Source organism: Treponema medium, assembly GCF_017161265.1.
GTDB lineage: Bacteria > Spirochaetota > Spirochaetia > Treponematales > Treponemataceae > Treponema > Treponema medium.
In genome coordinates, this window is sequence record NZ_CP031393.1 from 2,671,053 (window position 1) to 2,696,236 (window position 25,184).

General features: G+C 45.4%; 22 protein-coding genes. 4 read left to right on the top strand and 18 right to left on the bottom strand.

Annotated elements, in window-relative coordinates:
* Positions 1-353: 353 nt before the first annotated feature.
* The 12 genes from DWB79_RS11745 to DWB79_RS11800 all read right to left on the bottom strand — a co-directional run bounded on the left by DWB79_RS11745 (position 354) and on the right by DWB79_RS11800 (position 13,690).
* The gene (locus tag DWB79_RS11745) at positions 354-2,318 is read right to left on the bottom strand and encodes a TRAP transporter permease (RefSeq protein ID WP_016524270.1); all 1,965 of its coding nucleotides are present in this window, start codon (positions 2,316-2,318) and stop codon (positions 354-356) included.
* Positions 2,319-2,429: 111 nt separating this feature from the next.
* Entirely contained in the window at positions 2,430-2,873 is a 444-nt protein-coding gene (locus DWB79_RS11750) for a DUF1850 domain-containing protein (protein ID WP_252722484.1), read from the bottom strand.
* 155 nt (positions 2,874-3,028) lie between these two features.
* Positions 3,029-4,033 (bottom strand): TAXI family TRAP transporter solute-binding subunit, encoded by a 1,005-nt coding sequence (locus DWB79_RS11755; protein ID WP_016524272.1) that lies wholly within the window; start codon positions 4,031-4,033, stop codon positions 3,029-3,031.
* 110 nt (positions 4,034-4,143) lie between these two features.
* Positions 4,144-6,276 (bottom strand): methyl-accepting chemotaxis protein, encoded by a 2,133-nt coding sequence (locus DWB79_RS11760; RefSeq protein ID WP_051125832.1) that lies wholly within the window; start codon positions 6,274-6,276, stop codon positions 4,144-4,146.
* A 28-nt stretch (positions 6,277-6,304) separates the two neighbouring features.
* The gene (locus tag DWB79_RS11765) at positions 6,305-7,630 is read right to left on the bottom strand and encodes an ABC transporter substrate-binding protein (protein WP_016524274.1); all 1,326 of its coding nucleotides are present in this window, start codon (positions 7,628-7,630) and stop codon (positions 6,305-6,307) included.
* A gap of 90 nt (positions 7,631-7,720) precedes the next feature.
* Positions 7,721-8,155, bottom strand: coding sequence for an MOSC domain-containing protein (locus DWB79_RS11770; protein ID WP_016524275.1), 435 nt, complete (start codon positions 8,153-8,155; stop codon positions 7,721-7,723).
* A gap of 4 nt (positions 8,156-8,159) precedes the next feature.
* Positions 8,160-9,119 (bottom strand): GTP 3',8-cyclase MoaA, encoded by a 960-nt coding sequence (gene moaA / locus DWB79_RS11775; protein WP_016524276.1) that lies wholly within the window; start codon positions 9,117-9,119, stop codon positions 8,160-8,162.
* Positions 9,109-9,588, bottom strand: a complete 480-nt coding sequence (gene moaC / locus DWB79_RS11780) for a cyclic pyranopterin monophosphate synthase MoaC (RefSeq protein ID WP_016524277.1) — start codon at positions 9,586-9,588, stop codon at positions 9,109-9,111. The genes moaA and moaC overlap by 11 nt, the downstream gene beginning before the upstream one ends.
* Before the next feature lie 96 nt (positions 9,589-9,684).
* Positions 9,685-10,026 (bottom strand): HepT-like ribonuclease domain-containing protein, encoded by a 342-nt coding sequence (locus DWB79_RS11785; RefSeq protein WP_016524278.1) that lies wholly within the window; start codon positions 10,024-10,026, stop codon positions 9,685-9,687.
* Positions 10,016-10,339 carry a nucleotidyltransferase family protein gene (locus DWB79_RS11790; protein WP_016524279.1) on the bottom strand — a complete coding sequence of 108 codons (324 nt, stop codon included), beginning with the start codon at positions 10,337-10,339 and terminating at the stop codon, positions 10,016-10,018. The genes DWB79_RS11785 and DWB79_RS11790 overlap by 11 nt, the downstream gene beginning before the upstream one ends.
* 152 nt (positions 10,340-10,491) lie before the next feature.
* Complete coding sequence (tgt, locus tag DWB79_RS11795) at positions 10,492-11,625, bottom strand: tRNA guanosine(34) transglycosylase Tgt (protein WP_016524280.1); 1,134 nt, start codon at positions 11,623-11,625, stop codon at positions 10,492-10,494.
* A gap of 1 nt (position 11,626) precedes the next feature.
* Positions 11,627-13,690, bottom strand: a complete 2,064-nt coding sequence (locus tag DWB79_RS11800; protein WP_016524281.1) for a hypothetical protein — start codon at positions 13,688-13,690, stop codon at positions 11,627-11,629.
* Between the two features lie 131 nt (positions 13,691-13,821).
* Between DWB79_RS11800 and DWB79_RS11805 the strand changes: the two genes are divergently transcribed.
* From DWB79_RS11805 to DWB79_RS11820, 4 genes are all read left to right on the top strand, one after another.
* On the top strand, positions 13,822-14,430 hold the full coding sequence (locus DWB79_RS11805) for a TetR/AcrR family transcriptional regulator (RefSeq protein WP_016524282.1): 609 nt from the start codon (positions 13,822-13,824) through the stop codon (positions 14,428-14,430).
* 128 nt (positions 14,431-14,558) lie between these two features.
* The gene (locus DWB79_RS11810) at positions 14,559-16,304 is read left to right on the top strand and encodes an ABC transporter ATP-binding protein (protein WP_016524283.1); all 1,746 of its coding nucleotides are present in this window, start codon (positions 14,559-14,561) and stop codon (positions 16,302-16,304) included.
* Positions 16,297-18,036, top strand: a complete 1,740-nt coding sequence (locus tag DWB79_RS11815; RefSeq protein ID WP_016524284.1) for an ABC transporter ATP-binding protein — start codon at positions 16,297-16,299, stop codon at positions 18,034-18,036. The genes DWB79_RS11810 and DWB79_RS11815 overlap by 8 nt, the downstream gene beginning before the upstream one ends.
* Before the next feature lie 4 nt (positions 18,037-18,040).
* On the top strand, positions 18,041-18,334 hold the full coding sequence (locus DWB79_RS11820) for a hypothetical protein (protein ID WP_016524285.1): 294 nt from the start codon (positions 18,041-18,043) through the stop codon (positions 18,332-18,334).
* A gap of 340 nt (positions 18,335-18,674) precedes the next feature.
* Here the strand turns inward: DWB79_RS11820 and DWB79_RS11825 are convergent, their stop codons facing one another.
* The 6 genes from DWB79_RS11825 to DWB79_RS11850 form a co-directional block, all read right to left on the bottom strand.
* Positions 18,675-19,724 (bottom strand): class I SAM-dependent methyltransferase, encoded by a 1,050-nt coding sequence (locus DWB79_RS11825; protein ID WP_016524286.1) that lies wholly within the window; start codon positions 19,722-19,724, stop codon positions 18,675-18,677.
* 217 nt (positions 19,725-19,941) lie between these two features.
* Entirely contained in the window at positions 19,942-20,589 is a 648-nt protein-coding gene (locus tag DWB79_RS11830) for a redox-sensing transcriptional repressor Rex (RefSeq protein ID WP_016524287.1), read from the bottom strand.
* 254 nt (positions 20,590-20,843) lie between these two features.
* A complete protein-coding gene (locus DWB79_RS11835) occupies positions 20,844-21,539 on the bottom strand; it encodes a hypothetical protein (RefSeq protein ID WP_252722486.1) in 696 nt (231 codons plus the stop codon).
* 48 nt (positions 21,540-21,587) lie between these two features.
* Positions 21,588-23,261 carry a DUF5312 family protein gene (locus tag DWB79_RS11840; protein ID WP_016524289.1) on the bottom strand — a complete coding sequence of 558 codons (1,674 nt, stop codon included), beginning with the start codon at positions 23,259-23,261 and terminating at the stop codon, positions 21,588-21,590.
* 32 nt (positions 23,262-23,293) lie between these two features.
* Entirely contained in the window at positions 23,294-24,328 is a 1,035-nt protein-coding gene (gene dusB, locus DWB79_RS11845; protein ID WP_016524290.1) for a tRNA dihydrouridine synthase DusB, read from the bottom strand.
* Positions 24,325-25,098 carry a TatD family hydrolase gene (locus tag DWB79_RS11850; protein WP_016524291.1) on the bottom strand — a complete coding sequence of 258 codons (774 nt, stop codon included), beginning with the start codon at positions 25,096-25,098 and terminating at the stop codon, positions 24,325-24,327. The genes dusB and DWB79_RS11850 overlap by 4 nt, the downstream gene beginning before the upstream one ends.
* Positions 25,099-25,184: the final 86 nt, after the last annotated feature.

Below are 25,184 nucleotides of genomic sequence, written 5' to 3' on the forward strand. Positions count from 1 at the left end.
ACGACAATTAACGTAAAATACTCTCATCTGAAATTTCCCTTTGCCTTATAACCAAACTTCGTTATAATTTGAATCTTTTTGAGTTGCCATCTCAGCGGCAACTCAAAAATTCATCCGGGGCTGTCCAAAAACTGAAAGCCTATCGGCTTTTCCTGTAAGGAAATGATTTGTCATATCCGCTAAAGCGGATTGCGTAACAGTTTTTGGACAGTTTCCTTAGATTTAGATACGACGTTTAAAATTAAGTCATTATTGTATAAAGACTTAATTTTAAACTCGCTATCAGCTGTGCTGATGGCGATGTCCAAAAAGTAACCAACTTTTGAGACATCCCCATACCGTATACCAAATCCCTAGACGGCTGCGTGCCGTGCTTCTCTCCGCGCAAGTATGCGCTGAATAAAGATAGACGCAACAAAGATGCCGACACCGGCAAGGTCGGTTAATAAGGCGCTGTCGATGAGCAAGAAAGCTCCTGCAAGCATTAAAAGCCGCATCACAATATTCACTTTGGTGTGGAAATACCCTTCTACGGCGGCGCTGATTAAAAAGACGCCGACACATGCGGTAATCGCAACCTGAATACCCTGCAAAATATTCGTATTCATCAATAACAGCTGATTATTGTAGACGAACATATACGGGATGATAAAACCGGCGAGCGCCAGCTTAATGGATACAATTCCCGTCTTCATCGGATTACCGCCCGATATACCTGCCGCTGCAAATGAGGCAAGCGCAACCGGCGGCGTAATATTGGCAAACATCGCAAAGTAGAAACAGAACAAGTGAGCAGCCAACGGCGCAATGCCGAGCTCTATCAACGCAGGAGCCGCAATCGTTACGGTAATGATGTACGCAGGAATACTCGGTAAGCCCATACCAAGCAGCATACAGGTAACCATCGTAAAGACCAGCGTCAGCAACAAGCTCTTTCCGCCGAGCGAGATAATCGCGCTTGCCATATTGATGGTAAAGCCGGTTAAGCTCGACACACCGATAACAATACCGACACAGGCACACGCAATCGCAACCGATACCGTCGATTTTGCGGAAGCGACAAAGGCAGATTCTATATCTTTTAGGCTCATGCGCGTTTCTTTTTTAAGCTGCGCAATAATGATTGTCAAAATGATGGTTAAAAAAGCGCCTTTGATAACGGTATAACCGCTAAAGAACAGCATATACACCAAAAATAAAATCGGGATGGTCAGGTGCCAATACATCTTCAGCGTTTCTTTCACCTTGGGCAGCTGATCTTTCGGCATACCGTCGAGTTTATCCTTCGATGCGCGCAGCTGAATCTGGAAGATAATACCCAAATAGTAAATCAGCGCAGGGATGGCCGCCGCAACGACAATCTCCTTGTACTTAATACCGAGTGTTTCCGCCATAATAAATGCGGCAGCGCCCATAATCGGCGGTAAAAGTTGACCACCTACGGAAGCAGTCGATGAAACATCGCCGGAGAATTCTTTGCTGTACCCGATTTTTTTCATAAGCGGGATTGTAAACGAACCGGTTGTAACAACATTCGCAATTGCCGACCCGTTGATACTCCCGAGCAAGCCTGCCGCAATAACCGCGACCTTTGCAGGACCGCCTTTCGTATGCCCTGCCAAACCGATGGCAATATCGTTAAAGAATTTTCCCATTCCGCATTTATTCATAATTTCGCCGAATACGATGAATAAGAAAATATATGTCGAAGAAACGTTGACCGACGTGCCGTAAATGCCTTCAGTATTTGAAAAGAGGTGCCCGATCAATTTCGGCCATTTAAACCCTCTATGCAAAAACAGTCCCGGCACGTTTATCGGGATAAGTCCCTGACGGGCGCCCATCAGCGCATAGATCATAAAGATGATGCCGATAACCGGTAAGGCCCAACCCGTAATCCGCCGCGCCGCTTCTATTACCAATACAACCAATATGGTACCCATGATAACGTCCGTCAGGTTTGCATCCCCTACCCTGTCGATAATCGCTTGATAATTCACCCACATATAGACGGGAATGATAACGGACAAAATCATCAGTATGTAATCATACCATGCGATAACTTTTCTACTCGATGTTTTAAATGCAGGATAGATTGCAAACGTCATCAACAAAATCATGCCGACGTGAATGGAACGATGGCGCAATGTCTCCGGCCGGATATAGCCGGACGCATAAGCTAAATGGTAAAAGGTAACCAGCAGTGCAGTCCACTTGAGAATCTTTGTAAAGATCGGGTTAACAAAGTTTCGAGTTCTGCTTTCCCGTTCAAATTCTTCCAAGAGCGCCTTTTGGTCTATAGTTTTTTCTGTAGCCAAGATGTACTCCTTAATGGGGCATCGCTATTCCGAAGGATACGAAGCAAATCTAGCCAAGTTTTTAGCGATTGCCCGATAATAATGAAGAAGCGGTACAGCCTTTCGGCAGTATCAGTGCTTCCTCTGTAAGCCTAACCGTATTTTTGCTCGCTGAGGAAGCTCCTCTCCCCGTATGAGCACGGTATCATTTATCGTAATGTTTTTGAGATGTTTTTGCGAATGGATCCAATTAAACTCTTTGAACACACTACCTTCTATATTTTCCATATAGATCAGACCATCCTCGTATCGATAGGTGCAGTCCATTTCTGCCGGAATACCGGCGCCAAAACCTTGAACGGCAATGGTAAAAAGTTTAAACGTATGTTCATCGGTTACCCGATAAAATTCTTTCCATAAGACATGTTCAAACGAATGTTCCCACTCAAACGAAAGAACATCGCCTGTTTGTACAGTTTGAATACAATACCGTTCTTTCGTTACCTGATTGGAAATTTCGACAGTCTCACCGGAGGAACAGCCTGCCAGTAGTACAGCAAAAACGAGCAACCACACTTTATACAAGTATGTTCGTATATGCATTAGTCGCAATGCAGTAAAAAGCCATTCCATCCGATATATTCTTATATGCAGCCGGTCTGTGTAAATACATATACATTCAACCGGCAACAACTTTTCAAAAACTCAAACGACGCATTTAGACGTAGCCGTTAATTCTGCGGAGTCTTAAAACCTTTTTCCTGCCAGAATTTTACAGCGCCCGGATGCAGCGGAATTCTTACATCCTCTACACCGAAGGATAAATCGATATGCTTATTTGCCGCATTGTGTGATGCTTTAATCGTCGAGATATTATCGAAAATAACAGTCAGCATATCATACACAACATCTTCGGAAAGCTCGCTATTTACCAACATGATGTTATATACAAAAACGGTATTAACATCCTCAGTATTGTTATAGGTATTCGCCGGGATAATCGTCCGCGAGAAGAACGGATACTTTTCAATCAACGCGTCTCTACCTGCTCCATCAATGGGAACAATTTCCATATCATAGCTGGTAGCAAGTTCCATAATCGTTCCGTTCGGAAGACCGGAGGTAACAAAGGCTGCATCGCACTGACCATTTTTCATTTGATCGATTGCTTCGCCGTAAGACAGATAGTCAACCTTGCTATCGGAGTATGTCATACCGTAGGCTTCATAAATCATACGGGCATTTAATTCAACACCGGAGTTTGCAGCGCCGACGCCAACCCGCTTCCCTTTCAAATCTGCAACGGTTTTGATACCGGATTTGCGCAGTGTTACGAGCTGTACGTAATTCGGCCACAAACGCATACAAGCAGTCAGCTTAGGATTTGCTTTGCCTTCATAGGCGCCGAAGCCCTTATATGCCTGCATAACGGAATCCTGCATTGCGATTGCAAGCTCCGCTTCACCCTTCGAGATCATCGAAATGTTTTCAGCTGATGCGCCGGTCGCTTGTGAACTGGTATTATACCCAGCCGATTTTAAGGCTTCGGCGAATGCCCCGCCGATCGGGAAATAAATACCGCTTGTAGGTCCCGTAGCAACCGTGACGAACTCTTTTGTCCTATCAAGCTGATGCTCGGATTTTTCTCCTCCTTCTTTCTTTTCGCAGCCGATTGTCGTCATTGCAACCAATGCCAGCATACACAACAAACCGAAAGTTACTCTTACTGTTTTCATACTTTCTCCTGATATTCGTGCACATTACATTCCGGAACAAGGAGCTTTACTCCGAAGTTCAGAACGGCGCACCCATAAATAATCGAGTTTGCAACGCAAACCTTCTTTGACTATTTCTCGGTTTTAAACTTACCTACTTCCAAGACAAGACCATCTATACTTTGCTTATTTTTGACAGCAATTTCAAGAGACTCTTGGGCAGCCTCGTTGATCAGTTCAGTCTGCGAGGCGATATCCTCTATATTTTCCCGTAAAATGCGTGTTAAGTCATCCAACCGTTTCGTTGCCGAAACAACCTTTTCGCCATCGGCAAGCATATCGCCGGAACCGCTCTTTACTTCATTTGTTACGCCGGTAACATCGTTGATGATGCCCCAGATAATTTTTCCATTTTCTTCCTGCTCATCCATTGCCTGCACTACTCCTTCAATAGAGGTACTTAATCCTTTAGAATAGCTGGAAATGATATTAAACTTTTCAACGGCGCCGGCAGCAGCACTCGCAAGCGTATCGATTTCAACAGAAAGATTTTTCAAAGTGATGGAAATTTTTTTACCCTGCGTACTGGATTCTTCTGCAAGCTTTCTAATCTCGGAGGCAACAACAGCAAATCCCTTACCGGCTTCTCCTGCATGGGCAGCCTCGATAGCAGCATTCATTGCGAGCAGGTTTGTTTGACTTGCAATATTTTCTATTACAGCACCTGCCTCAATCAAATCGCCCGATGCTTCCGATATCCGCTGTGAAACCTCATTTGCTTTTACCAGCGTTTCGCGACCGTCGTTGGTAGCGGTAGAAAGATTACGGATAACCTCTCTTGTCTCCACGACGTTTTCGCCTACGGTATCGATACTGTGAGACATCTTATCAAATGAAGATGAGGATTCGGTAATCATTGCGGCTTGCTGTCCGATACTTTCATTCAAATCCCTCAGCGTTGTTATGATGTGCTCAATAGCGGCAGCCGTGCCGGATACGCTTTCTTCCTGTTCGACAAACCGTTTTTTTAAGTCATCAATACCGGCGGTAATATTTGAGACCACTTCACTGACCGACATCATATTACTTTCGAGATCGGAACCGACCGATTCCATCTCACGAGAATCCATACCGATTTTTTGAATTGAGTTTTTCAATTTCGCAATAGTCTGATTAAAGTATGCCGACAGTATACTTGTTTCATCTTTACCGCTCGCCGGCAACTCTATAGTAAGGTCTCCTTCACCCTGTGCAATATTCCGAAGCGCCGCAATAACGTGTTTGATGGGATGGGTAATATTCCGCGCAATATAGAATCCGAGCGCTATTGCAACCGCCAACTGAATTAACGCAATGATGATAAATGTTTTAATAAGATTTGTCACGTTCTCCGCCATAAACTCCGACACGGGAGCCGTTAAGAGGAGCGTCCAATCCGCATACCGCATCGAAGCAACGGCGGATATATACTTAACGCCTTTTATTTCGGATACGTTAACCGAAGACTTATGCGAAGCAAGCGATTGTTTAAGAAACTGTGCATAGGCATTTGTCTCACTTCCGATTATTTCGCTGTAAATACTCTTATAAAGAATCTCGGGACGGCGGTTGCCCAAAATAGTACCGGACGAACTCACCAAATATGCAGTACCTGTTTCGCCGACAATAATATCGCTTATCAAATTTGAAAGTGCATCACCCAGAATCGTCGCATTAATCACACCGGTAATCTTTCCTTGTAAGTCCCGCATGGGAATCGCAACAATGAAAATATATTTCCGGGAGGCAGAAGACAACGCAGGTTCGGTAATAACATACTTTCCCTTACGTGCCGATTGGAACCAGTCAGTAGCTGCAACTTTTTCAACCGTGTTATCCGTCCGATAGAGCATACCGTCTAGTCCGCTAATACCGAAGCTGAGCCAGCCGCGCTGTTTTTGCATTTGTATCTCATTCTTAAATAATTCTATTTTTTCTTGATATGATACCGTCTCATCCTGAATAGTAGGAAAGTTCGAAAAAGCTTCCAGCTTTCCGAATAACGACTGAGAGCGTTCGTCTAAAACCTTTGATGAACTTTTAACCAATTCTTTTAAAAAATATTCCGTATTATTTCTGAGGGAAACGGATGCAAGATATACCGCGATAATATAGACTATCAATAAAATAAAAACCGAAAAAAATGCAAAAGCAGTTATCATCTTATTCCGAATTGAAAAAAATGAAATTCCGCTTTGTGTATTTGAACCTGTTGGTGCCATCATATTCTCCCGTAAAGTTTTTAGAACTGCCCTATTCTTTCAGTGTCGCATTGGAATTCCGCACAAAGCGGTTGAGTGCAGCTTGAATATCATTCCCCGATGTTGCCTCTTTTAAAAGTGTATTCCAATATTCCCGCATCTGTGCAAAACCGGTTATGTTGTTATAATACTGACCGAAGAACCGTTGAAGCACCGAATTATACAGTATTTCGGCATCTTCAGTTTCTATTTGAATCTTAGAGCTTGCAGGGAAGCCTCCGGTTGCATTTATCAACTTAGGAGCCCACACTTCGTCGGTTGCGGCAAAATGGAGAAATTTCTTGGCTGCCTTTACTTTATTCGCATTGCCGTTGTTAAAGACACAAGCACCGCCCGCCAAAAATTCAAGAAGCGGAGCGCCGGCATTATTGGGAAACGGCATATAGATCGGTGTAAAATTTTTTCCTTTATATCGCCGTTTACCGTCATTCATTTTATTGAGCTGAGGAGAATACAAGATAGTATGAGCGGCCTTAGCGGAAACAAACATTGCAATCGCATCATTTGAGGTAAGATCCTTTCCGTCGAGCAAAATGCCCCGTTTCATTGCACGTACCGTCCAATCCACATTCCGTACCGCTTGCGTAGAATTATAGATATAACTGGAATAATCCCCGTTCAAAAGATTTGCGTTCCCGTAAAGATTCACCAAAAAGGCTCTGGTACCTTGGTCGCCGCCCATATTTTTATAATAGAAAACGCCCGGGACGGTTCCTGCCGGTAGCTTTTCTTTAAGTGCAGTTAAAAGCGCTTCATACTCTTCAACCGTCCACTGGCGATCTTTCCGCTTATACGGCAGCAAATCAATCAGATGCAGGTCTTCGAGCATTTCTTTATTAAACGCCATTGAGAAAGCCCCTTCATGCATCGGGTACATATAGGTGCGTCTATCTTTACCGGCGGAAACAGTCAAAAGCTCCGTTGTGATATACGGCTTTTCGGTTGCGAGAACATCATCCAGCGGTTCAAGTAAGCCCTTTCCCGCCCATCCGATAATTCGACCGGGGGCATCATAAATAATATCGGGAGTCTTGCCTTCCGCTATGGCTTTTTCAATCTTTTCCGCTCCATCGGTAAAACTTATCAATGTAAAATGTACTTTAATTGAAGGATTTTCTTTTTCAAACGCCGCGATTAAACTCTTTTCAAAATCGCCTTCGACACCGGTATCGGAGGTAAAATTAGGAAACGACCAAAATTCAATTTCCGCAGCGACATCAGTAGTCTTATTATTCATACACCCTGTGCAAAACACTGCTAACAGTATAAACAACACAAACGCATTTTTTTGTAATAAACCGTGAAAAGCTTTCCTCATTACAGCACCTTGATATTTTATTTTAAGAAAGTATTCATAAATCTGCGCATTTTAACATAAGCGGTAAAATATAACAATCGGCAACCGACATCATTTATCCGCTACCGTTATCTCGTCTCCTTTTTTTAAAAGCCCGCCGGTAAGCACCTTCGCGAATATTCCGTTTGTCGGCATAATACATTCGCCCATGGTGTGATAGATTGCGCAATGGCTGTGACATTCCTTCCCGATCTGCGTTACTTCAAGCGTGATACTTCCCGATTTAAGAATGGCGCCGACCGGAAGGTGTACGAGGTCGATACCGCTCACTAAGAGATTTTCACCGAACGCACCGTCTGTCACGTCTGCGCCTTTCGCCTTAAACCGTTCTCTTGTTTCAAAGGAGAGCAAGCTGACTTGCCGGTGCCACTTACCCGCATGGGCATCGTTTTCCAGTCCGAAATCTTCAATTAAAATAGCTTGCTCGACCGCATGTTTTGCAGTTCCTTTTTTTTCGCTGATACATATTCCCATCACTGTTCCCACAGGCTCACCCTCCTATCGTGTTCATCACGCGCGTTTCTTTTTTTTGTTTGTTGCTAAAATGATGACTTACCGGCTTATGGAACACCGCTTGTTTTAAAGCCCTCTCCAGCTCGGCATCTCCGGCTCCGCTTCTGAGTAAGCGCTTTATATTATATGAAACTGTACTTGCAAGACAGGGCTTGATGACCCCCTCAGCAGTCAGCCGTACCCGATTACACGAGGAACAAAACATATCGTGTATCGCCGAGATAAAACCGACCCGTTTACCGTCTCCGAATTGATAATATCGCGCGGGGCCATTGCTTCTAAAATCGTCCTTTGTAATATCGGGATGATGCCGCTTAATCAAATTGAATAAGTCCGCATTTGTTACCCTCGTCCGTTCCGCGATACCGATGGGCATCAGCTCTATAAACCGCACCGTGATATCTTTGCTTGAAAAAAAATCGAGCACATCGAGCAATTCTGCCGGAGCGCTGTTCCCGCTGACGACGGTATTCACCTTGAGGGCGATACCCAGTTCCTGCGCCGTGTCTATTCCGCGTAGCACCTCTGCAAGCCCGTCTTTGCGGCATATCTTCGTAAAGTTTTCTCTATTGACCGTATCGACACTGACATTGACCGCGTCTATGCCCGCTGCTTTTAGCTTCTCGGCCGCCTGTTCAAGCAAGTACCCGTTTGTCGTCAGTGTAACCTGCTCAATACCTTCAAGCGCTTTTAAATCCTTGATAAGAGAGCACACGCCCTTTCTAACCAGCGGTTCGCCGCCGGTAATTTTGATATGTTTGATACCGATCCGAGGAAGTAACCGGCCTATCCTGATAATCTCCTCAAACCTGAGAATTTGATCATGCGGAATAAATCCGACTCCTTGAGCGGGCATACAGTAACGGCACCTGAAATTACACCGGTCTGTTACGGATATTCTGATATAATCGATTTCCCGCAGGAACCTATCTTTCATAGAGGCCGCTCTTTCCACCGTCTTTCTTCAAAAGCTCTATTCCCGAGATACACATCGAACGATCAAGCGCCTTGCACATATCGTATATCGTCAGCAACGCGGCGGAAACACCCGTCAGCGCTTCCATCTCAACGCCCGTCCGTCCGGTAGCCCCGACCGTACATACAACCTCGATTTTACATTCCGCTTCATACAGGGTAAAGTCAATACCGGCGCTCGTAACCTGCAGCGTATGACAGAGAGGGATAAGCTCCGGCGTCTTTTTTACCGCCATAATTCCGGCAACCCGCGCAATTCCCAGCACATCGCCTTTTTTGACGCTGCCTTCGCGCACCGCAAGAAAGGCCTCCGCATTCATACTGATAAAGCCGTGCGTAACCGCTATTCTTTTTGTCTCATCCTTACCGGCGACATCCACCATCACGGCTTTACCGGAGGAGTTAAAGTGATTAAGTTGTTTTCTTTCCATGTTATTATATCATAAGCAACTTTCATGAAAAAATAAATGGGAACTTCTAAAAACTTCCGTTTTTAGAGGTGCCCAAATATCAGATTAAAGCAGATGTTAGATAAAATTTTTTGATTTTATTTGATACATTAACTCAGGAATTGATTCCGACGCAATAAGCCAGATTCGATCTGTTAAGATTTCCCCATAATCATGAACAATTTTGTTTCTTAATCCAATAATTTTTGTCCAAGGAATATCTTGGTTCTCTTTCATAAAATCTTTGGAAAGATGATTTGCGGCTTCTCCGATTATTTGTATCAATCTTTCAACTGCTAATCTTTTTATACGATTATTTACAAAACTGTTATGAGTTTCGTCTTTTAAAATATCAATCACTTCTTGTGAATACTTTAATATATCGTAAATGTAACTTTTATCACGCTCATTATGAAACATAGAGCGGCTCCCGAGAATTCATTATTGCTTCTCTTCTATATGGATTTACTAAAGCGCCAGGTTCCACTATATCAACATTCCTTTTTGTAATATTTTGAAGATAGTCTTGTATATCCAGTATATCAAAAAGTGATATTTTCTCAGAATTTCTAAACTCTATAAGGAAATCGACATCGCTTTCATTTGTAAAATCATTTCGTATTGAAGAGCCAAATACAGATATTTCTTTAATATTATACTTAGAAATTATATATTCCAAATTTTTATGAGTCAAATAGATGCCATTGTTTGAAAGTTTTTCAAAGGCTGTCATATTTCATTCCCTTTTAAATATACCATACCCTTATTAAAATCACAAGACGAACTCAATTCTTGAATCAACAACCTCGTAAAGCGAAACAAGCTCTGCGTGCTTTCGGGTTATATGGAGTGCGCAAGTCTTTCGTAATGCCTTATTCACAAGCTCTAAGCCCGTCCATAATAATCTTTCAGGAAGCGGCGGTAGTATTCCGAAAAGCGATCTTCGGTAATTGACTCCCTGATTTCGGCAACCATTCGATGGAGGAATGCTAAGTTGTGGTAGGTTGCAAGCATTGAATACAGAATCTCCTTGCAGCGGAACAAGTGCCGCAGATACGCACGGCTGTAATTCCGGCATACCTTGCAGGAGCAGCTCGGATCGATTGGGCCGAAATCGTATTCATATTCTTTCTTTTTAATTGAGATGGGACCGATACGGGTAAACAAGTTTCCGTTCCGCGCATTCCGTGACGGGAGTACGCAGTCAAAAATATCGACGCCGTTCTTTACCGCCTCTAAAATATAATCGGGGGTGCCAATGCCCATCACATAGAGCGGTTTTTGTTTGGGAACATGCGCGGCGGTAAAGGCTAAAAATTCCTTGTATACATCCTCAGGCTCGCCGACGGAAAGACCGCCGATTGCGATACCGTGCGGATCGCATTCCATAATCGATTCGATACTTCTGATACGGAGATCTTCAAAAAAGCCGCCTTGTATAATCGGGAAAAGGCTTCCTTCGTACCCTTCCGTTTGATCCCATTCCCGCACCGCCCGATGCATCCACGCGGTTGTGAGCGTCAGCGCTTTTTCGGTTTCCTTTTTGGAAATGCCGTAGGGGGAACAGATATCGAGCTGCATTTGAATGTCGCTATTAAAGGCGGCCTGCACCTGCACCGCGATTTCGGGGCTTAAAAACTGCCTGCTGCCGTCGATATGGCTCTGAAATGTTACGCCTTCTTCCTTAATTTTTCGCAACTGAGACAGCGAAAATACCTGAAATCCGCCCGAATCCGTCAAAAAGTTTTTATTCCAGCCGGAAAACCCGTGCAGCCCGCCCGCCTGCTTGATAACGTCCATACCCGGACGCAAAAAGAGGTGGTAGGTATTCGCTAAGATGATTTCAAAACCTATTTCATGTAAATCATCCTTGGTGATGCCTTTTACCGTCGCGGCCGTTCCCACCGGCATAAAAGCGGGGGTTTGCACCGTACCGTGAGGCAGGCGTATTACTCCCGTGCGGGCAGATGACCCCGCATCCTGATGTAAAAGCGTATAGATATTTTTCCGTTCTCTCATATTACAATCCTTTTAAATAGGCCGGTCTGTCCGCAGGCGGTAACGCACAATCTTCAAGCAGTGCATTGCTTGAATCGGCGGCAACCGTACTTTCCGCCGATTCGATTGCCCCGATAAAAAAGCTGCCCTTAATCGATATGACCTGTACCCTGTCATGCTTATAGAGTACCTGTATGGGAAAGGCGCTCCGCTCCGAAAGCTCCGCATTGGACGCGCTTCCAGAAGCTTCAAGCGCTTTTTCCATAGCCTTTGCCGCCGCTTCAGCCTCTTCCGATGAAAAAATCGGCATCCAGTGATAAAACGTCACGTCAAACCACCCTGCCTGTGCAGCGGGAACAATCTCCAAGCCGGAAATACCGTAGACGGAACCTCCATTGAGCGATTTGATAACCGCTTTTTTATAGCGAATGAGGCGCGCTTCCATATTGCGCTCCCGTTCCTGCTCCTGCGGCGCACTCGCAGCCTGACTTCCGGCGGCATTCATCCCCGTTGCTGCATCGGCAGCTGGTACGACATCGACACTCCACGCAGATTCACAGAGGTTGAAGAACTCCTGAGGCGTGTAATAAATCTTTTTGCGCTCGTAGGCCTCGCGTGTTTTGCCGGTTACGTACAAATGCACCATCAGACCGTCGTATAAGGCAGCGGCTTTATTTTTGGTATAAGCGCCGGTTATCGTTTGATCGAGTGTTCCGACGGCGGTATAAAAACCGCGTATTACCGCTTCCGCTGACATACCTGCCGTTTCAGGCGGCTTTCGAATATATTGCACAATAGCCGCCGTTACGGCAATAAGCGCGGCACATACTACCGCCGCTGCCGCAATTTTTACGCGGTTCCGAACAAAAAAACGCTTGCGGGTGATACGCTTCCGCGCTGTTTGAATAAAAGCCTCAAGCGCCGCCCGCTGCGCTGAATCCTCAGCTGCCTGCATACCGGCGAAGAGCGACAACGATTCATCGCAATCAACAACCCCGACGCGAGCGTCGGGGTATGTTGTTCTCATAAGGTGGTTGCAGTCGGCTTTAATACCCTTTGTTACGACGCAGAGCGTCGGGGTATTAAACCCTCCGCACGAATAGCTGCAGAGCTGTTCTACAAGCGGCAGGAGCGGCGCGGCGCGGCAGTTAGGCATTATATCGCCGCCCGCAGCTTTTTCAAGGCCGATGCTCTTATGTCCGGCAGCTTTGACACTACCGTGCTGTCCTGCAGTTTTAGCACTCCCCTGCCCCGCGGCTATGGCTAACCCGCCATTGATAAGCCGCGCAAACTGCGAACGCAGCGCCTGACAGCGGAATTCAACCGGCACATAAATGCCGTCCCGTATATTCTGCACCAGCCGTTCCACCGCACCGTTGGCGCAAAAGGCATCCCCGTCTACCGCTGCGAATGGGACGGCGGCGCTGTTAAAAGGCGGCGCTCCGGTTATACAGGCATAGCTGAGCGTTGCTAAGAAAAAGGACGCAGCATCGTCAAGCGGTACTCGTTCCGCATCAGGATGTACCCACGGATAATGGAAGCGGAGCGCCGCCGCGGTTTCGGCAGTAACGCAGCGGAGTACTAATCGAGGCGGAAGCACGATAAAGTCTTGAGCGCCACCGTCTGTTCCTCCCTCCGCCAGCAAACACAAGGGGGCAGACATAGCTGCTCGGAAAAAAGCTTCACTTATCGTACCTTGTTTATACGCTGCGATAAGGCAAGAAAAAAGCCGGTACAGCTTTCGTAATACAGCCTCTGCACGGAGAAGCGCCTGCGAATCGCGGAATGCACCGGCAGCAGCATCACCTGTATCGAGACAAGCCAAACCGATAAGCGGTTGCGCTTCCCGCAGCGGCAGCACAATCCCAACCTCTTCCCGTCCTTTTTCCGCATTAAAAAACGTAATGGTTTCGTTAAGATAAAACTCCTGCACCGTCCCGTCAGGCGCAATACGCAAACAGGCATCGTGAAGATAATCGGTAACAGCCGAATGCGCAAAAGCACGCGGCTCCATCCCCGAAGCAAGACAGCAATACGCCGCTCCGTTTATCTGATGCATTATTATCGGACTTACACTTTCAAGCATAGACTCTATTGTATCTTATTACATTAAAAACTGCAAATTTTTGTCCCCCTGCCCTCATCCCCTTGACACCTACCCCAATCGGTTGTATGTTTATACGTGTTAGCTAACACCGTACGCAAAAGAGGGAATCCATGCCGAGAGACAAAACTGCCAATCATATAAAAATTATAGCCGCAGCAAAAGCCGAATTTATGGCGATGGGCTTTGATAAGTCTTCCATGCGGAGTATCAGCAAGCGCTGCGGTATGACGGCTGCGGGAATATATCGGCATTGTGTAGATAAAGCAGATCTCTTTGATCAAATCGTCGCTCCTGCAGTGGATCGTATAAATGTTTGGTTGGATGCGCACGTTGCGCGCTATGTGGATGCAGTCCATCACGAAGAACGTATACAGTGGCGGGATTCTGAAATCGATATGATGCGTGAGATAATCTATCCGAACATGGAAGAATATCACCTATTGCTGGCAAAATCGCGGGGGAGTAAGTACGAGCATTTCCTCCACGATCTTACAGAGGGGCAGCAAGCGCAGCTTTTACAATATATGCCGATGCTTAAAGCGCAAGGCTACGCGGTGAGGGATATTACTCCAAAGGAGCTGCATCTCCTGCTTTCAGCATATACGACCGCTCTTTTTGAACCGGTTATCCATAATTACAGCGTGGAAGAAGCGCTCCGCTGCTTAACAACGGTAGAGGCATTCTTTGTTCCGGGCTGGAAGCAGTTGTTAGGGTTCTGATAGCTTGCATAATTGAATTAGGATAAAGGCGCACCGCCTGTCTTTGTTTATAAGAATAGGTGATGAGTTTAAGTGAATGTTGGCTAAAACTAACTATTGTTTGTTAGCTAACAAAAGGAAGTTTGCTTATGAAGGAAAAAGAAAAAAGTCCTTCGCCTATCGCGTGGGCGTTGGGACAAACAGGGGAACACAAAGGACAATATGTGCTGAGTGTTATCCTTGCAGTCATCGGTGTGGCCTTTTCCATCGCACCGTATTTTGTTGTTGCCGGCATCGTACACGGTTTGATGAGCGGAAACAAAGACCTATCATATTATATGATACGTTGTCTGATTATCGCAGCGTTCTGGTTTTGCCGTGTACTGTTTCATGCGCTTAGCACATCGACGAGCCATAGGGCAACATTTGCAGTACTCGCTGAACTCCGAAAACGCTGCACGGAAAAACTGACAAGAATGCCGCTGGGGGCGGTGCTGGAGCAAAGTTCCGGGGCGCTCAAAAATACGCTCATCGAACGTATCGACAGCATTGAAACAACACTGGCGCATATCGTTCCGGAGTTCACCGCAAATTTACTGATCCCCGTCATCATTTTGATCTATATTTTTACTATCGATTGGCGTATGGGGCTGGCTTCGCTTGCAACGATACCGGTGGGCTTTTTCTGTTACGGTCTTATGATGAAGGGCAGTCCTCAATTCTACCAACGCACGGTTACTGCTACAAAAGCACTCAATGATACGGCGGTTGAATATATCGGCGGTATTCAAGTCATCAAGGTTTTCGGAAATACAAAAAGTTCCTACGACCGCTTCGTGCATGACGCGTATGAAGCCGCTCACAGCTATATCGATTGGATGCGCTCCTGCATTCTCACCTTTACATTCGCCACGGTAATCATGCCCGCCACAATGGTTTCCGTGCTCCCCATCGGCGGTCTGTTGGTAAAGGGAGGATATCTTTCTCCGCAGAATCTGGTAACAATCATTATTTTGTCTGTCGGCATCATCACACCGCTTATAACCTTGATGAGTTATTCGGACGACTTTCGAACGATGGGAACCATTTTCGGTGAAGTTCAAAGTATTTTGTATGCTCCCGAAATGGAGCGCCCGTTAGACGGAACCGTTCCAAAGAAAAACATGTTGAAGTTGCAGGATGTTCATTTCTCGTATAAAGAACAGGAAGTGCTTCACGGCATTTCTATGGAAATCCCGGAGGGCAGCTTTATTGCGCTGGTCGGTCCTTCCGGCAGCGGAAAGAGTACCATTGCTCGTCTCATCGCTTCGCTTTGGGATGTGAGCAGCGGCTCAATTTTGCTGGGAGATACGGACATTCGTGAAATTCCGCAAGAAGCCTATTCGGATAAGATTGCCTTTGTCTCGCAGGACAATTATCTATTCAATATGACGGTCAGGGAAAATATCCGCATCGGGCGGGCGGATGCAACTGATGCGGAAGTGGAGGAAGCGGCAAAACACAGCGGTTGCCATGAATTCATTTTGGAGCTGGAGAATGGTTACGATACCGTGGTAGGCACTTCCGGCGGGCATCTTTCCGGCGGCGAGCGGCAGCGTATCTCCATTGCCAGAGCAATGCTGAAAGCGGCGCCCATTATCATTTTGGATGAGGCAACCGCCTACACCGATCCTGAAAACGAGGCGGTTATTCAGCGCTCTATCTCTAAGCTGACGGAGGGGAAGACGCTCATCGTGATTGCGCACCGGCTTTCTACGATTACTGCTGCCGATTGTATTTATGTCATTAAAGACGGTGCCGTTGCAGACAGCGGAACCCATGATGAGCTTCTTTCTCATCACGGGTTATATGAAACGATGTGGAATGCACATATTGAGGTGAAAGATCATGCTTAAAGTTATTAGAAAGTTTTTTGCGTTCTGCGGTGAAGAAAACCGCCGGAAATTTATCACTTCCATTCGGCTCAATGTTATTCAGGCTCTGTTTGAGGCGCTAAAGATTCCGGCGATTGCGGTGATGATTCGGGCGCTGATGAACGGAACGGTAGACACAAAAGATATCCTGCTCTCGTTAGGGATTATGCTGATCAGCATTGCCGGATCGGGATTGCTAAAATCAAAGGCTGTTATGTTGCAGACCGAAGGAGGCTATGACACTTGTGCGGAAAAACGGGTGGAGATTGCGGAGCATCTGCGGTATCTTCAGATGGGATACTTTAACGCCAACAGCCTCGGGCAGATTACGTCTATTACAACTAATATAATGGAAAGTCTTGAAAATATCGCGGCTCGTGTGGTAATGCTTGTCTGCGACGGCCTGCTTACAACCTCGCTTATTGTCATCATGTTGTTTTTCTTCGATTGGAGAATCGCCTGTGTGCTGCTCTGCGGTTTTTCGTTGTTTCTTTTTGCAAACAGCCGTCTCCGGATTGCTTCCGAAAAGGTGTCGGGAAAAAAGATACGCGCAGATGAAAGGCTGGTAGAAAAGGTTTTGGAATACCTGCAAGGGATGACCGAGGTTAAGGCTTACCGGTTGACGGGAGTTAAGAGCAAGGAATTAAATGAGGCAATCTCGGAAAACAGTAAGATCAATACCGATATGGAAATGACTCTGGTGCCCCGCATAGCATTGCAGAGTTTTATCGCCAAGCTTACCGGTGTGGCAATGGTAGCTTTTTCATGCGCATTTTATTGTGCCGGAAGTATGGACGCGCTGAACGCTGTTGTCATGGTAATCTCCGCCTTTATCATCTATACCAGTCTGGAAACGGCAGGACAATACTCATCACTGCTGCGCGTGGTTGATATGAGCGTTGACCGGGCGCAGGAAATTCTGAACACGCCGCAGATGGATATATCCGGAGAAAATATTACACCGGCAGTGCGCGATATTACTGCGCAGGATATAGCATTTTCGTATGAAAAAAGAAAGATCATCGACGGCATTTCATTGAAGATTCCTGAAAAGACCACGACGGCGATTGTCGGCCCTTCCGGCGGAGGAAAAACCACCTTGGTAAATCTGCTTGCACGGTTCTGGGATGTAGACGGGGGAAGCATTATGCTGGGCGGCCGGAATGTGAAGGATTACGATATGGATTCCTTGATGGCAAATTTCAGTTTTGTGTTCCAATCGGTTTATTTATTCCACGACACCATCGCCAACAATATCCGCTTTGGTCAGCCCGGCGCTCCGATGGAAGATGTGATCGCTGCGGCGAAAAAAGCCTGCTGTCATGACTTTATCTCAAGCCTTCCCCACGGATACGACACGGTAGTCGGTGAAGGCGGCGCAAGTCTTTCCGGCGGAGAAAAGCAGCGCATCTCCATTGCCCGCGCCATGATGAAAAACGCACCGGTCATCTTTTTGGATGAGGCAACCGCCAACGTCGATCCCGAAAATGAAAACGAACTGATGCACGCCATCCAAGCACTCACCGCCGAAAAGACCGTTATCATGATTGCCCATCGGCTGAAAACCGTAGAGAGAGCCGATCAAATCATCGTCGTAGACCACGGCAAGATTGTGCAGCACGGCACCCATGCCGAACTGATGGAGCAGGACGGCATATACCGAAACTTTATCGGCGAGCGTCGCGAAGCTGCAAGCTGGAAGGTACATAAATAATTATATGGAGGTTCCCCTCACTGCGTTCGGGCCGCTACGTCCGCTGTTCCGCTACCGCTCCAGATTAAGAATATGGACGAGCAGAGCATATTTCAAAGATAATCCGAATGAAGCTATTAGACGAATTACTTCCTTAAAAGAAGATACGAGTGACTATGTTAGGAAATCAGTAGGAAACGCTTTAAGGGATATTAGCAAAAAATTTCCAGAATTAATTGAAGCTGAACTCAATAATTGGAACTTAGAAAGCAAAGAAATAAAGCAAGTGTACAAGTTGGCAGGGAAATTTATTGAGTAAGTCATTAAAAATTAATAATAGGTCTGTTCGATAACTCCGCTGTTGAACAGGTCTCGGGAGCGACAGTGGGATCAATAACTGGGAAAAGAGTCAAATAGTATCATATAATACTTTGAAGAACCTCTAAAAAGTTCACTTTTTAGAGGTTCCACTTGTATCTGCTTTCTGAATGGAAAGTTCCTGTCTGTTCGAGAAAAATTCTTGTCAGTTTCACCAAAAAAAGATAAAATTTTTTTGATATATCGTCTTGCATTCTCCGGTCAGACTGTTGATTATCGGCGGTGCTTATACTAACGGACACCAGTTTAGCCGTGTAATACAGCAGATGTACCGTATATTTTCAAAAGGTCGCACTACGACTTATCTTCCACAACCGGTGAATTTTTTTATTCCGAAAATCTTCCGGTATCGACTGTGCGCTGATATCCTGCACGGTAAAGAGCGTATTGTGATAAACAAACTTATCTGCTCCTGCGCTGCCGGAGTGGTTATCCGAAAGCTCCGCCGTACTAAAGCGGAGTGTCCGTGAATTCGTAGAAAAGTACAAAACGCCTTCTGCTGACAATACCTGACAGCAGCTGCGGATTAAATCCTGCCAATGACGGTTCACATCGAAAAATTGAGGCGCACGCTTTGAATTGGAAAATGTCGGCGGGTCGCAGATGATGATATCCCAGCGCTCCTTCCGTTTTGCAGCCTGCTCTAAAAAAAGGCGGACATCACTTTGCACAAACCGACAGCGTTCGAAATCGGCAACCCCGTTCAGCTGAGCATTTTCAGCCGCCCATTGTAAATAGTTTTTTGATAAGTCAACCGAACAAACCCGCCGTGCTCCGTTTACCAGCGCGTGAACAGAAAAAGAAGCGGTATAGCAAAAAAGATTCAGCACAGACTTACCGGCAGCGCTTTCGGCAACGGCAAGCCGAGCCGGACGGTGATCAAGAAACAAACCGGTATCGAGATAATCGGATACATTGACAAGAAATCGGCACTTACCCTCACGTACGATAATCCGCTTTCCACTGTCGGCAATTTTTTCGTATTGAGCTTCACCGCGCTGCCGTCTTCGGCATTTCTGGTATACCTGCGCCGCAGGAATCTGTAAAGCAGCGCACAACGCTTCCGTCAACTCCGAGAGAGAAGCGGCACTTTTATCTTCTTGCCTATAAGTTGGCCGTTCATATTCGGTAAGCACAGCAAACAATACACCGGTTGTATCTTCAATATAAATATCAACGGCAACGGGTATTTCAGGAATATCTTTATCATAAAGTCGATAAGCAAAGATACCTAATCGCCGCGCATATTTTTTTAAATGCTTATATCGTTTTATGAGGCGGTTATAAAAAAGAGCTGCCTGAGTTTGGTTCGAAGATTCGGAGAGATTCATAAAGTACGGTTATAGAACTTTAGCATATACATTTTTTAAAGCTCCATTATACAAAATAGAATCAACAACCCCGACTCAAGCGTCGGGGCACAGTGCTCAACGTTTCGCACTGTGTGTTCTATAAGGTGGTTGCAGTCGGCTTTAAGACCCTTTGTTACGACGCAGAGCGTTGCCGAGGACGGCAGGTATTAAACCCTCCGCACGAATAAAATGATTGCTATTCGCTTGCTTGCTGAATCCGAGTATTCATCATAACACCTAAAAGTGCATAACCTGAGGTAAGATCTTCCTGCTGGACAAGTACATTATCGGGTACTTTGATTTTAACATTCGTAAAATTCCAGATTGCGTCAATTCCGGCTTCAACCAATTGATCGGCAATGGCCTGTGCACTGGGTGAAGGCGCAGTTAAAATCGCTAAGGCAGGATGCAAAGTGTTAATTTCTTCGGTTAATTTATTCATTGCAAAAATCGGAATACCGTGAATTTTTTTTCCGATCTTATTTTTGTCACTGTCAAAAGCCGCACAGATTTCCAATCCGTGGTCTCTAAATCCCTGATATCCGGTGAGTGCGGTTCCAAGATTGCCTGCTCCGATAAGAATCGCTTTTTGCAAGGTATCCCAGCGAAGAAAATGTTCGATAGCTGAAATGAGATCTTCAACCGGATATCCTTTCTTCGGCTTACCGATAATGCCCGTAATAGCTAAATCTTTCCGTACTTGAATCGGTTCAAGGTGCAACTCTTCAGCAATAACGGTACCGGAAATATACGGATATCCATCGGCTTGGGCTTGCTTTACTATATGCAAATAGGACGGTAATCTTCTGATTGACGGTACTGCAGGTATCTTTAACTTTTTCATTCGAATCACCTTACTTGTTGAAACTCAAGGATCGACGGTTTTACAATCCTCTATAAATAGTATTCTTTTATGATATAAGTAAAAGAATGAAAGGTCAAGCGGTAATAATTTTCGTGTTGGACAAAGAAGAGAGATGGTATCCTTTCCGATGAGCTTTCTCAAAATCTCTCTCGCGCTGCTTATATATACTCCAGCTTCCGTTGCGGTTCTGCGTCGCCTTTTTTCAAAAGGCGACGCAGAACCGCCGTGTATTTTCAAAAGATCTCGTAAGGAATAACTTCCTTAATATGAAGATAAACAGTCAGCTCAGCAGTAAACTTTCCGCCCGAAACATAGAGCCGCGGATTGTTTTTGATCAGCATCTCTCCGTTGACGGTCTTGGGCTTATTTTTAATGTTTTTTCGTAAATATCCGCGAACGGCGGCAAGCGCCGCATTCCGATAAGCCTGCCGTATCCCATCTATCTCAAGCTTGCGTTCTGCGCTTCCGGAACCTTTGCCGGTAATATAATTGATGCGAACCCATTCCGTTCTATGTAAAGCAACGGCATCGGTAACGCGGTATTCCACCCAGCAATACAGGTATGGGTATTGCGGACGAAGCTCCGTAACGGATAAACGGCTGTCGTTCGGGAGAATGGATTGAAGCGGTTCCAGTTCAAACTCTTCCGCAACCGCTCTCCGTTTATCAAACGGGGTATAAGAGAACTTCCAGCCGTAGACCATTCCTTCCATTATCGTTTTTGATAATTCCATAAGCGCTTGCCGAGGAGGTAGCCGTGTACCCTGTGTGTCGTTATCCATAACTCCCGGCTGAGCTTCAAGAAAAACCCATACCGGTGCACGGATAATGAGGGCGTCGTTTGTTCCCGAACCCGAATAGCTGTCGGCATATAAGGAAGAAGCGGCGCAGAGCAAAAAGGAAAAGAAGTATATCTTACGAAATAGCATGGTTTTGAATATCATAATTTCCCGGTACTAAGCATTTAAACACTACTTCTACACCGATTTTGTCGTGGGGACAGCGTTTGGTATAGTAGTAGGAATATGTGCACTGGGGTTTCCTTTTTCTATAGAACCGAATACTGCATAGTTTTTCATTATTTCGAGGAACATAGCAAAGATATGCCGATCCTGTTCCAAACGGGTAAACGATTCTTTATTTTTAGAGCTAACGACAAGAGCTTTTATGTTTGTAATCAATTCGGAAGTAGGAGCTTTTATATCCTCCAGTAAGTGCTCGGTAAAAATATACAGATCGGCATAAGCCTTGCTTCCGGTTTGAACGATCACCTTTGCCTGCATATTTGCAATATCAACAATTTTTTGCAGCTGTTTTTTCATATCTTTACCTTTCTCGATCTCTGCAATATAGCCTTGAATTTCAAGGAGATTGCATTGACCTTTCGGTTTAAAAAGCTGTTCAAAACTATTTATTTTACCTAATAGCATTTCGCAGGAACGGTAGATTACCGCGTATTGCCCTTCAATCTGTTTGTTCACAAAAAAACCTTCAATCAGCAGAGATTTTAAAAAAGTTTTGTAGTGCGTTTCAAAATACATTTCAGTAAACGCCTTTAATAATTGCATCGGTTTAACCCAATCAAAAGAAATAGGTGAAAGATTTTGAATCGCATCATTGACTACATCATTATATCCTTCCAACGGTTTCAACTGACCGCTCCCAAAACATTTTTCTATTAAGCCGGTAATATTGGTTTCTTTGGTAATTTTTAAAAGGCGTTTTGAATCTGCTTGAAACCTCTCACTACTTCGATCAATATATTCCTGCAGAGGCTTTGATTCAGAAACAGTTATTTTTTCTTTAAAATTGGGATCTTCTTTAATCAATTTCAACATTATCGGTATTGTTGTTCGCTTCAGTTGGTTTGCAAGAAGGTTTTCGACCGTATTCAACGTTTTTTCCAGCTTTGCTCCCGTTTCGTCGGTAAAATTTCCCAAACTCCGTGCCAGAAAAATAACATCGTTGATCGTCGTCTGTGTAATAGCAACATGCCGTACGATAAATTGAAAGTCCAGCAAATTTTTTGTTACATCACCGGCAAATACTTCTTCAAAATTATCCTGAGAAATCAATGCCGGCGCAGCTGTGTTTAGCTGCAAGTTGTTGTTAAAGTGACTGAGGAACGATGCATAGTCAAAATCGCACAGATCAGAAAGAAAAAAGAGTTTGATCAATTCCTGTTCGCGGGTTTTAAACGCAGGCGTATGAAAAAGACGGATAAAGTTTTTAAAGCTGTGTATTTGTTCTTGCAGTGTATGTTCCGTTTCCTGATAGGTTTTACACTTTGATAAGAGAAAGCTCCGCGCTTTAAAAGTAAAACTCCGATGTTGTTTTACCTGCTCTTCCGACAGAATCGCTTCAAAAAAAAGGTCTTGATATTTTTCGGACGCACGTATATCAGGGGAATTAACCGTCTTGTCCAGAATAGCTTTAACCGGCTGCAAAAAATGATAAAGCTGATACAATAGCGAACCAAACGCCGGAAGCAGTATTTTGCCGGTATGGTATAACGGCGGATTTAGTTTTTTGAGTTCTGCTGCATAGCCTTTAAGCTGCCGTTTCTTTTGATACTCCGGCGATGAGGAAAAAAAGAGCCCTTCAAAAAAATCCCTTATTGACGTAATAATCGTATTGATAAAATCAAACATAGTTATCCTCACCTATTGTTATCGATATGCGGCTACACCGCCTGTAATGAGAAGTTCTCTAAAATCCTTTCATAGTCTTGTATGGAACTCGCCTGCACTAACTGTTCACGGAGCTTTGCCCCGCCTGCAATCCCCTTGGTATAGGCTGCAAACCGTTTGCGCATTTCGCGGCAGGCTACCTGTTCGCCAGCTTCTTCACACAGCAGCACGAGTTCTTTTTTTGCCGTCCCGATTTTATCCGCGGGCGTTATTTCGGAATAGGCGCCGATTTGCAACAATTCCCGTGTTTGCCGGAAGATAAAGGGATTGCCCATAGCTCCGCGCGCAAACATAACCCCCGCACATTGAGTCGAAGAAAGCATATCGTACGCTGCTTGCGGACTGAATAAATCACCCGAACCAAATACGGGTACCCTGCCCCGCATCAACTGCACAAGTTGCGCCAAAATATCCCAATCCGCCGTTCCGCTGTAGCATTGCACACAGGTACGGGGGTGAATAGTCAACGCCGCCGCTCCCGCATCAACGGCTGCCGCGGCAGCTTCTTTCCACGTAAGCTCATTTTGCGACCAGCCGGAACGTATCTTTACCGTTACCGGAACGGCGGCTTCCGTTTTGCCGACTGCTTCCGTAACCGCTTTAACCACCGCGTAGAGTTTTTCAGGTTTCCGCATCAGTGCGGAACCAGCTCCCGTTTTGGTAATTTTCGGCATAGGGCATCCGGCATTAATGTCGATACATTCGGGGTGATACCGTTCGATGATACGCACCGCCGTCTCCGCCATAAAGTCGGGATTTGCCCCAAATATCTGCACTGCGTACCGAGGCTCGTTATATGCACGGGCAATAAGTTTTTCCGTTTTCGCCGAATTGCGGATATATGCTTCCGACGAGACCATTTCAGTATAGGTAAAATCCGCGTCCCAATCAACACAGATAGATCGGAAACTCCTGTCGGAATACCCTGCAACAGGGGCTAAAAAAATATTTCCAGGAAGTGTCAAGCTTCCTATTGTTACCGGCCGGTAAAATCCGCCGACCGTTTCCGCTGCGTTCACGCTATTCATTCCGGCAGATTAAACGCTTTACAGCTATTCTTCCACAGTTGAGCCGCTAATACTTCCGTATCCATCTTTAAAAGCTTCGCCATAAACTCAACCGTAGCAACGGTATTTGCCGGCATATTACGCTCTTTCCGGTACGGCGCAGGCGGTATAAACGGACTTTCGGACTCAACCAATATGCGGTCAAGCGGCAGCGCGCGTACTGTTTCGTGCAGATTACGAGCATTCCGGTATGTAAGATTCCCCGCAAACGAGAAATAGAGCGGCAGTTTCAGCGCGAGCTGAGCAAATTCGGCATCTTCGGAATAGCAATGCAAAATACCGCCTGCTTCGGGCATCCGCTCGGAAAGGATGTTCAACACATCCTTTCCGGCATTCCGGTTATGAATAACGACCGGCTTTTTCACTTTTGCCGCTATTTCCAACTGTGTGATAAATAACTCTATCTGCGAGCGCTGATCTCCATACTTTTTATAGTAATCGAGGCCGGTTTCCCCGACGGCAATAACCCCCGGCAGCTGCACTCCTTTTTCAACCTGAAGCGCCCAGTCCTTTCCCGGCGCCGTCACCTCCGATGGTGAAACGCCGATAGCATAATACACCGACTGTTCGGTTTTGAGCGTTTCATATACCGAATAAAAATCATGCAAGCTGTTACAAATACTGAGTATTCTGGTTACGGAAGCGCGTTTAGCTTCTTGGATAGCGCGCAGCTGCGCAAGAGGATCGTTATATAGCAATCCGATATGAGCATGGGTATCAAAAATTTGCATCGCGGCTCCTCCTTTATGCAGCAGTTTCACAAAATAGATACAGGGCGTTTGAAAAAATTCGCTTAAATTTGCTTTGCAGTCTTCGA